Source organism: Hyphomicrobium sp. (assembly GCF_036780825.1).
Taxonomy (GTDB): Bacteria; Pseudomonadota; Alphaproteobacteria; order Rhizobiales; family Hyphomicrobiaceae; genus Hyphomicrobium_C.
Map to the genome: position 1 here is coordinate 1 of NZ_DAIQCD010000058.1, position 8,334 is coordinate 8,334.

The window sequence follows — 8,334 nt, forward strand, 5'->3', positions numbered from 1 at the left end:
ACCACCCCCAGCAACGGCGCGGCTTTGCGCCGCGTTTTTCCCCCGAACATTGGACAAAACGATGAGCGACCGCAAACACCTCACTCCGCGCGAGGTCGAGCGCCTGATCACGGCCACCCGCGGCAGCCGCACCGAGCTGCGCGACCGCTGCCTGATCCTCTTGATGTTCCGCCACGGACTGCGGGTGTCCGAGGCCTGTGCACTGAAGCTGCACCAGGTCGATCTCGAGAGCCGGGTGCTGCACGTGGTCCGGCTGAAGAAAGGGTTGTCGACGACGCACCCGCTGCGAGGCGACGAGCTGCGGGCCATCAAGGCCTGGCTCACCGAGCGGGCGCGTCTCGCGCCGGCGGGCGACACGTTCTTCGTCTCGGAGCGGCGGGCGCCGCTCAACCGCCGGACCGCCTGGGTGGCGATCCGGCGCTACGGGGCGCTGGCCGAGCTTTCCGTCGAGGCGCACCCGCACATGCTGCGCCACGCCTGTGGCTACGCACTCGCCGACCAGGGCGCGGACACCCGCCTCATCCAGGACTACCTCGGGCACCGCAACATCCAGCACACCGTCCGCTACACCGCGACCAACCCGGCGCGGTTCGAGCGGCTGTGGCGGTGAAATCGATTTCAGATGGCTTGTGACCGAGTAAGCAGCCCATTTACTATGGGACCCTTGCCGGCATATATGCCGGCAAGGGTAACGCTAATTTATTGCCATGTAAATGCTGTCAACCAAGATTTTCATAGGTTTTCCTATTGACTTGATCTGTTTAACATGCAATGCTGACGGGCATATATGCCCGTCAGCACAACATATAAATGCCCTCTCGCCTCCAGATCGCTAAACCAGACATCGTGAAGGCCTTCTCTCAAGGCCCTGCTGTCCTGCGCCCTAGCGATCTCGTGAAGATCTTCAATGAGGAGCGCGCCTCCTGGCGCCTCGCACAGAGAACCACCTTGCACGAGTTTGTGGATTTCCTGGTGGGGAAGACCGAGCTGAGGCGAATCACCCTTGCCTTCCCCCAGCAGAGCGTCTCTGGCTACACGTGGGGCGAGGCGCCCCTTCTGGAGGCGTTACTCGGGCTGGTGAAGGACAGCTACTACAGCCACTACACGGCTGTCCGTATCCATGGGCTGACGGAGCAGCTCCCGAAAACCGTTTATCTCAGCCATGAGAAACGTCGTGGCGAAACGCCTCACAAGGAAGCGCAGACGCTTTACCCGCAGGAGAAGATCGACGAGGCCTTCCAGAGGCCACCGCGCATGTCCAGCAACCAGGTCGAGCTCGAGGAGGAAGGGGTTCGCGTCATGCTCCTGGAGACAACCTACCAGGAAGGGCTCGGGATCTCGGCCGGAGAGGTGAACTTCGGCGGCGACCGCCCCCTACGGCTGCGCTACACCAGTCTCGAGCGCACGATGATCGACATCGCCGTCCGCCCTTTCTATGCAGGGGGCGTTTTCGAGGTCGCCAAGGCCTTCGAAAACGCCAAGGGGCAGCTCTCGGTCAATGCGATGAGAGCGATGCTCAAGAAGCTGCGGTTCGGCTACCCGTACCACCAGGCGATCGGCTTCTACCTGGAGCGCGCGGGGTACCGCTCGTCCCACGTCGATCTGTTCATGCGCGATCCGATGGAGCGCGACTTCTACCTCACCCACGCCATGGGACGGACGGCCTACAACAGCCGTTGGCGATTACACGTTCCAGAGGGGTTCTAGTCCCCGACATGCGTCGACTACGAAATCGAAGTAGTCGTCGAACGGCTTGACCTCCACCCCTGGTTTCATGGTCGCCCTGACCGCTTCGTAGCCCTGGGCATGGAAGTCCCGCGTCTGTCCGATTTTCCCCAGTAGTTCCAACGGAACCCGCTTCGCGGCGAACATCTGCTCGACCATGGCCCTCACCCTTTCTGTGGCGAGGTCGATATTGAACCTCCTCACGAGGACCTCGATGTCGAGAAAGTCACGTGCGCGCTGGTTGCCGAGGCCGTTGCGCTGGATGATGCCCGCGTACTCGGGCATCTGCTGGCAGATCGCGCGAAGCTTCTCGCTCACGATCATATCCGGGGGGTATGCGTAGATGACGTAGCCGTCGAGTTCGTACTCTTCCTTGTCGGCGATGTACTCATGGCGGCTGATGTCGATCGTGAACCTGGTCCCTTCGCCCAGACGGATGGCCTCTCGTCGCATAGTCTCCGGATCGTGTTCGACCTCGTTGGCCCGCTTCTGGGTGATCAACTTGAACTCGACAAGGTAGCCACCCCAGAACGACGCCAGATCTTCAGGCATCTCGTCAGGCTTCTTGGGCTTCTTGATCATCTTCACCTCGAAAGCGTGGTACTTGTGCTGCGCGAAGGTGGTTTTGATCGCCCGTTCGATCTTGGGCTGGGCGGCTTGGTCGTCGAAATCGTCTTCCACTGAGAAGTCGAGATCCACTGAGGCGCGCGCGTTCGCCTGATGGATGATGTCCATGGCGTTACCGCCCTTGAGCACGAGCAGGTCCATCAGTTCGTCATCGGAGAACATGGCGACGATGGCTGCCCGCTTGATGCGCTCCAACTCTTCTTCTGTTGCAACGTCTGCTGGTGCGCGATTCTTCTTCATCGGTATTTTTGGCGGGCAGCGCCGTCGATTGAACTGACCGCCATTTTATGCAAGATCGCTGAAACTTATCGCACGGAAGCGAGCAGTGCGCCCCGGTTAAAGAAGCGATCAGCATCGCACGACTCGCCCGCACTCTGGGCTCACCGGTTCACGTGCTCCTCACCCCGACAGACTGATCTCTGACCGCTCGCGAATCTGCCGGCAAGCTTATCCACAGGATCTGTGGACAGCGGCTTGGTTAAGCCTGCGGGTCCTTTGTTGCGCAAGGGATTTCCTTGCTGCTCAAAATTTGAGCAGCAAGCGCGGGCCGGCCGGGCTCGGTCCGCACACACCTAGTCATGGGGCAGTTGATGGAGCTGGCGCCCCCGCGCAGAAGGATGCTCATGCCATCCATCACCCAGGCGGCCTTCCGTCACGCGGAGCCAGGGCCCCAGCGACGCCTTTAGACAGTGCTGGCAGAAGATCCCCTCGACGTGAGACTCGTCGCCAAAGATCGACCAGAAACCCGCGCGGAAAGAAACGACCAGCGCTTCGTCACGCTCCGAGTCGCCATCGGGCATTAATCGACCACACCGGGAGCAGGCCAGGGGATCGGGATTACGCGGTTCGGTTGCAGGGGATAGGCGGTGGTTCATGTCGACTCTCCAGATGAACGGACGCCGGCCCAATTCAGGCAGGCTCAAGGAAAGGACAACCACCGAGGCACGGGGTGTATGCGCATGCAGCATACAACATGCAGCATGCGGTATGCGCATACAACATGCTGCATGCGCATACACCCCTAGGTCTCGCGCGCCTCCCCAGCGTCGAGACGCAACTTGACCGAGTTCGCCCGACGGGTTATGTAGGGCAGGAACGTCCGCGGCCGAATTTGAGGCCCGCTCTCCGGCCGGAGCCGGCGCCACTCTCCCTGGGCGAATGACACGAGCTTGCCGATCTGCCGCCGCATCAGCCGAAAACCCGGCGCGTGGTAAAGCTCATCCATAACCGACTCGATCTCGGCGTCGAAGTCCCCGCCAGCGTCCCGCCGAATCTGCCGGTGCTCGGGTGGGGCGGCGGCGATTTCGTGGATGCGCTCGCGCAGCGCTTCAACCCGTTTGCGGTTCATGCGCCAGGACCAACCGACGCCGTCGTGCACCAGTTCGTAGCGACCGATGAAGCTGCAGCGATCCGTCGAGTCGAAGCGCAGAAGTTTTTCGCGGGCATGCACGCGGCCCTTCCCATCACTCACCGCCATCAGCCAGCGGACCATTCTCGGCACCTGGTCCGGCGGCCCGGCGACGGCATACAAGAGCGTCACGGCTTCACCGCTCGAGCGGCGCTTGCTGCGGGTCGATTTCGGCAGGTTGCAGTCGTAGAGCTCGGTCAGCTTGATCTTGAGCGAAGGCCACTTCTCGAGTGAAAGCTCGCCGGTGACGTACCAGGGGTAGCCCAGGCGGGCGGCATCCTGCACGCGCTGCATGTAAGCCAGGCTGTCGGGTAAGATCGACATAGTCAGGAACCTAACAAAGATACCTCATTGCAATGGTCTAGATTCTAAGTCAAATCTAGGTGGTCCAAAAGGGACCACACAATTTGAGGTTCCTACGGGACAGTTGCAAGCGGGCTCCGGGCTTGAGATGATCATGGGGACGTCACGCAAATCAGGGCTAGCCACCCCACACATGCACCCGGAGGGTCGCTGTGCGGGGGACGCCAACCCCGCACATGCAGACCGTCGCACCGAACTGGGCGCCACCCAGTTCGTCACCCCCAGGAAAGGGGGCCTCGACCGTCGCGAGACGTGAGTTCGAGGGCATTGCCTGAAGCCGCGTGCCTCTAATAGGGCTGGCGCGGCATGCGAGCGGCGCGGGGGGGTGAGACTCCCCCCCTCGATCGCTTCCGCATCAAACTGGTTGTTGATGTTGGGCGACGTCGAAACGGGCCTCTAGGCAACTAGAGCAACCCTGTACATGTCGAACGGGTGAAAATCCCGCGCACGGCTGGCTCGGAAGGGTCAGACGGGTGCCGCGGTGGTGGGCTGCTGAGGCCGTAGTAATACGGCAGGGGTGCAAGGAGAAATCTGGCGCATCCGGTACCAGGGGGGGCAACCTCTCTGGATCGCTAATAGCTCAAGCCATTCAGCGCACCCAAGAAACAGAAGGGTGCGGCGCGGTAAGTCGTGGAAAGCCGCTGGATGCCTCGGTGGGAGCCGAGTCGTTTGGTCAGGGCGCGATGAAGCGCTTGCGTAGTAGAGGAGGGGCTTTGGAACCTCACCCCCTTGAAACCCAGCTCCGCTGGGGTAGGCCCACAGGGCTATGTGCAAGTAGTGGAGCGCAGCGGCGTTGCACGTCGACGATGTGTACTAAGACGGGAAGCTCCTACCCAGCAGTACCTCGACCGTGGCAGGCGAGGATGGGAGGAGTGGGAGACCAGGCGAGTAGGGTTGATCTTTGTTGCAGACCTGACGGGTGTGACGAAAGGACTAAAAGCCTGGGGTGATGCTGTGTGATGGGAATGTGTGTGTGAGACGTGACGGGGCTTGGCCGCCCCGCCGTTTGTGCGAATGACGGATGTAATGCTCGAAGGAAGCGGCCCTGGCAGGCCTTCCGGAGAAAAATGGGGCTTCATGTGTAATGAAGCGTGTTCAACGAGCAACGACCACACCTCAGCCGCGAAGCTGGGGCAGCCCGATCCACCTGCCTTGCAAGGCAAGGCGCGCCGGTTCTCAATGAGTGGCAACGGCAGCATGGTGGCGCTGGTAACAGAAAGGGCGACGACGCAACGAGCCGCCACGCTCGAAGCAAAAGCGGCCGTGGAATCCTGGATCAGAGACCCCGGTAACAGCCAATCCCTCCAACCTCGACCAGGAGGCAATGGGTAGGCCGAAAAGCGCATCAGCGCTCGGCACAAAAAATGTATTCCGTCCATCGGACGGATACGGGCTCCAGAAGCCACTTACAAACCCCCCGCCATCGGCTGGGGGTTTTTCTTCGCCCCTCCCTCCCCCACCATGCCAGCGGAACCGTGGGCACTGTCGTTCCTAGCGCGCTTCCGGACTTAACCACCGCCTGCGGCCGTGGATAAGTCCCCGCTTGCTGCCTGCCTGCTGCGTGTGCTTCCCGCACGCGGGAAGCGCACGCAGCAGGCAGGACCCGTTCACTGTTTTCTTTTGAAAACAGAAACCCTCAAAACCGACCCCCAACAGGCTGCGGCCCGCTCGGACACCCGGTTAAGCACCGACTGCGGCAAGCACCCCAGCTCCCGGAAAATCGCGCGCCCTCATGGCTTGAGCGTGCGTGTGGCGCGCGCTGGCCTGCCCACCCCATGCTAATCTGCCGCGCCAGAACAACCCCTTATCATGTGACATATGACTATTCGTGCACCCTCTGGGCTCACGATGAGAGGCGCGGCTTTGATGGTCACCCTCATCAGTGGCCTGACGATCCCCTTCCCGCTCCAGGCGAAGGAACTCAACCCCAACCAATGCGCCGCATTGAGGGTGGAGTTGCGGCAGATCACTGAAGCCCAGCGCGAACGCAGCACCCCCTATCTGCAGGAAGAGCGCAAGCGCGTGAAGGACCAGATGTGGGCGCTCAAATGCGAGGAGATGGAGCGCCGGCGGTGAAAAGACCGCTCTGGTTGGCTGCCGCCATTCTGTTCGTGGCCGGCATCCAGACCAGCAGCGCCTATGAGCTCACCGGGCGCGTCGTCTCGGTCGCCGACGGCGCTCACGCGCCCGGCTTCGGCTCGGTCTTCCACTTTCTCAGGTCATCGACGAGCCGGTGCGAACGGGCGTCCGGCGCATAGGCGATGTGCAGCAGCAACTGAACCGGGCGCGGGATGTTGCGCTCGCTCTCGTAGCGGGACCCACCCGACTGGGTGACCCCGACCCGCCCCCAGAACTGTGACTGGTTCATGCCGTGCTTCTGACGAAATGCCTTGATCTCCTCAGCCGAGGAGAAGATGAGTTTCGGGGCAGCCATCGTGCTCACCATTTATTTTTAAACGCTTTCATCATACCCCTTGGGCATTTCCCGTGGACGCCATGGCGCGCACGACACCGAGCGTCATCAGGCAGTCGCCGAGCGCGCGGTGGGCGTTCGTGACGGTCACACCCTGCTGGGCGGCGGCGGCAGAGAGCTTTTGCCATCGATACTGCCCTTTCTCCGCGCTCCACTCCCCGCGGAACTCGGCATAGGCCTGCATCGCGCAATGCACAGCGCTGCCATCGAGCGCCAGGTCGAAGCCCTGCGGCGCCGGCAGGCCGTAACGGCGCGCGGTCTGAGTGATCACACGAGTGTCGAATTCGCGGCTGTAGATCACGACCTGGCGGCCCTCAACCAGGTCGCAGAACCGCGAGTGGATCTCCGACCAGGTCGGCGCGCCCGCGAGCATGGCGTCGGTGATGCCGTGGATCGCGGCGGCCTCGGCCGGGACCGGCCCGGACGGGCGCACGAGGGTGTCGAGCAGCACGGCCCCGGCGCAGTCGATGACCGCGAGCTCGACGACCTCTGCATCGTCGCCGAGGCCCGTCGTCTCGGTATCCAGGATCAACGCATTGGCGGCCAGCCAGGCACGGGCCTGCCGGCTGATCGCCTCACGGACGGCCGGATCAGCCATTACCGGCGACCTTGCCGCGCAAGGTTTCCATCAGCGCTTTGTTCTGCGCCTGCACGGCCTCGAGCTGGCCCGACAGACGCGCCGCACTTTCGCGGGCGGCGGCGGCTTCCTTCGCGATGGCATCGTGCGACTTCTGCGCGGCAAGCACCTTTTCGGCGCAGCGCTGCGCTTCCTTGGCGGCATCCTTGCGCTGCTCCTGGTGCGCCTGCTCGGCGGCGTCCGCCTTCGCCTTCGCCGCGGCGAGCTCGTTGCGCAGGCCTTCGGCATCGGCTGCCGCGCGCTTGAGCTCGCCACGCGCCTGGTCGACGTCGGCGTGCGCACGGCTGAGCTCGGCCCGCACCTGATCGACATCGGCGTGGGCGCGGTCGAGCTCACCGCGCAGATCGGCGACGCGGTGCTCGAGCTCGGCCGCAGTCGCCTCAGAGCGCTCGGCGCGGGTGGTCGCCGCACCCAGCTCGGCGCGCACCTGGGCGAGCTCGTCGCGCAGCTTCTGGAGTTCGGCCGCAGCGATCTCTGCCGTCTCGCGCGCCTCGCGCTCGAGCGCCTCGATGCGCGACTTCGCGAGCTCGAGCTCGGCGGCCTGGGCCTCGAACGCGTCCGAGAGCTCGACGCGCATCTGGTCGAGCTCGGCCCGCTCCGCATCCCAGGCCGACTGCGCCTCGCGCAAGGACTGGTTCGCCAGCTCCTGGGCCTGCGTCCAGAGCTGGGCGATCGCAACTTCGTTGGCCTTGGCCACCACCTCGGGCACGGCGACGGCGATCGGTGCCGCCTGGGCGGTCTGCTGGCGGCGCCATTCGCGCATCGCCGCGGTCGCCGCATGCATGTCGACCTTGGCCAGGCGACGGACCTGATCGACGGTGGGCATCGTCTGCCGGCCGGATTCCTCAAAAATCTGGCTCGCCGCGGCGAAGACACGCTCACGGGCATCGAGGGAGAGGCTCTGGTTCATAACGGCACTCCAATCGGGACTAGATAATAATCATAATAATATGATTATTATGATTATGCAAGCGATTATTTGCCCGTCGATCGAGGAGGGGCCTTTCCCCCGGACGGCACCACGCCCGATCAGGGGTTCTAAGCCGGAACCGCCGAAATTTCCGTCATCCCAGCTCCAGCCCCGCCACGAGCGCATCCAGG

Annotated in this window: 8 protein-coding genes; 3 read left to right on the forward strand and 5 right to left on the reverse strand. The window is 63.1% G+C overall.

Translation table 11 applies throughout. From position 1 onward, the window contains the following. A partial coding sequence (locus V7P99_RS14370) for a tyrosine-type recombinase/integrase (RefSeq protein WP_333795519.1) occupies positions 1-610 on the forward strand: 610 nt, incomplete at its 5' end. Between the two features lie 200 nt (positions 611-810). Beyond that, positions 811-1,707: a type IV toxin-antitoxin system AbiEi family antitoxin domain-containing protein gene (locus V7P99_RS14375; RefSeq protein ID WP_333795520.1), complete on the forward strand. Its 897-nt coding sequence runs from the start codon at positions 811-813 to the stop codon at positions 1,705-1,707. Here V7P99_RS14375 and V7P99_RS14380 read toward each other — a convergent pair. Together V7P99_RS14380 and V7P99_RS14385 are read right to left on the reverse strand one after the other, a co-directional pair. Continuing rightward, the gene (locus tag V7P99_RS14380) at positions 1,684-2,592 is read right to left on the reverse strand and encodes a nucleotidyl transferase AbiEii/AbiGii toxin family protein (RefSeq protein WP_333795521.1); all 909 of its coding nucleotides are present in this window, start codon (positions 2,590-2,592) and stop codon (positions 1,684-1,686) included. The genes V7P99_RS14375 and V7P99_RS14380 overlap by 24 nt on opposite strands. A gap of 781 nt (positions 2,593-3,373) precedes the next feature. Further along, a complete protein-coding gene (locus V7P99_RS14385; RefSeq protein ID WP_333795522.1) occupies positions 3,374-4,054 on the reverse strand; it encodes a hypothetical protein in 681 nt (226 codons plus the stop codon). Positions 4,055-5,989: 1,935 nt separating this feature from the next. Between V7P99_RS14385 and V7P99_RS14390 the strand changes: the two genes are divergently transcribed. After that, positions 5,990-6,199, forward strand: coding sequence for a hypothetical protein (locus V7P99_RS14390; RefSeq protein WP_333795523.1), 210 nt, complete (start codon positions 5,990-5,992; stop codon positions 6,197-6,199). A 103-nt stretch (positions 6,200-6,302) separates the two neighbouring features. On the opposite strand, the gene V7P99_RS14395 is transcribed toward V7P99_RS14390, so the two are convergent. Genes V7P99_RS14395 through V7P99_RS14405 form a run of 3 tightly spaced genes read right to left on the reverse strand, consistent with a single transcriptional unit; the run spans position 6,303 to position 8,143 of the window. Continuing rightward, on the reverse strand, positions 6,303-6,557 hold the full coding sequence (locus tag V7P99_RS14395) for a helix-turn-helix domain-containing protein (protein WP_333795524.1): 255 nt from the start codon (positions 6,555-6,557) through the stop codon (positions 6,303-6,305). Positions 6,558-6,588: 31 nt separating this feature from the next. Further along, positions 6,589-7,194 (reverse strand): 3'-5' exonuclease, encoded by a 606-nt coding sequence (locus V7P99_RS14400; RefSeq protein ID WP_333795525.1) that lies wholly within the window; start codon positions 7,192-7,194, stop codon positions 6,589-6,591. Next, entirely contained in the window at positions 7,187-8,143 is a 957-nt protein-coding gene (locus V7P99_RS14405) for a DNA-binding protein (RefSeq protein ID WP_333795526.1), read from the reverse strand. Before V7P99_RS14405 ends, V7P99_RS14400 begins: the two co-directional genes overlap by 8 nt. Positions 8,144-8,334 lie beyond the last annotated feature (191 nt).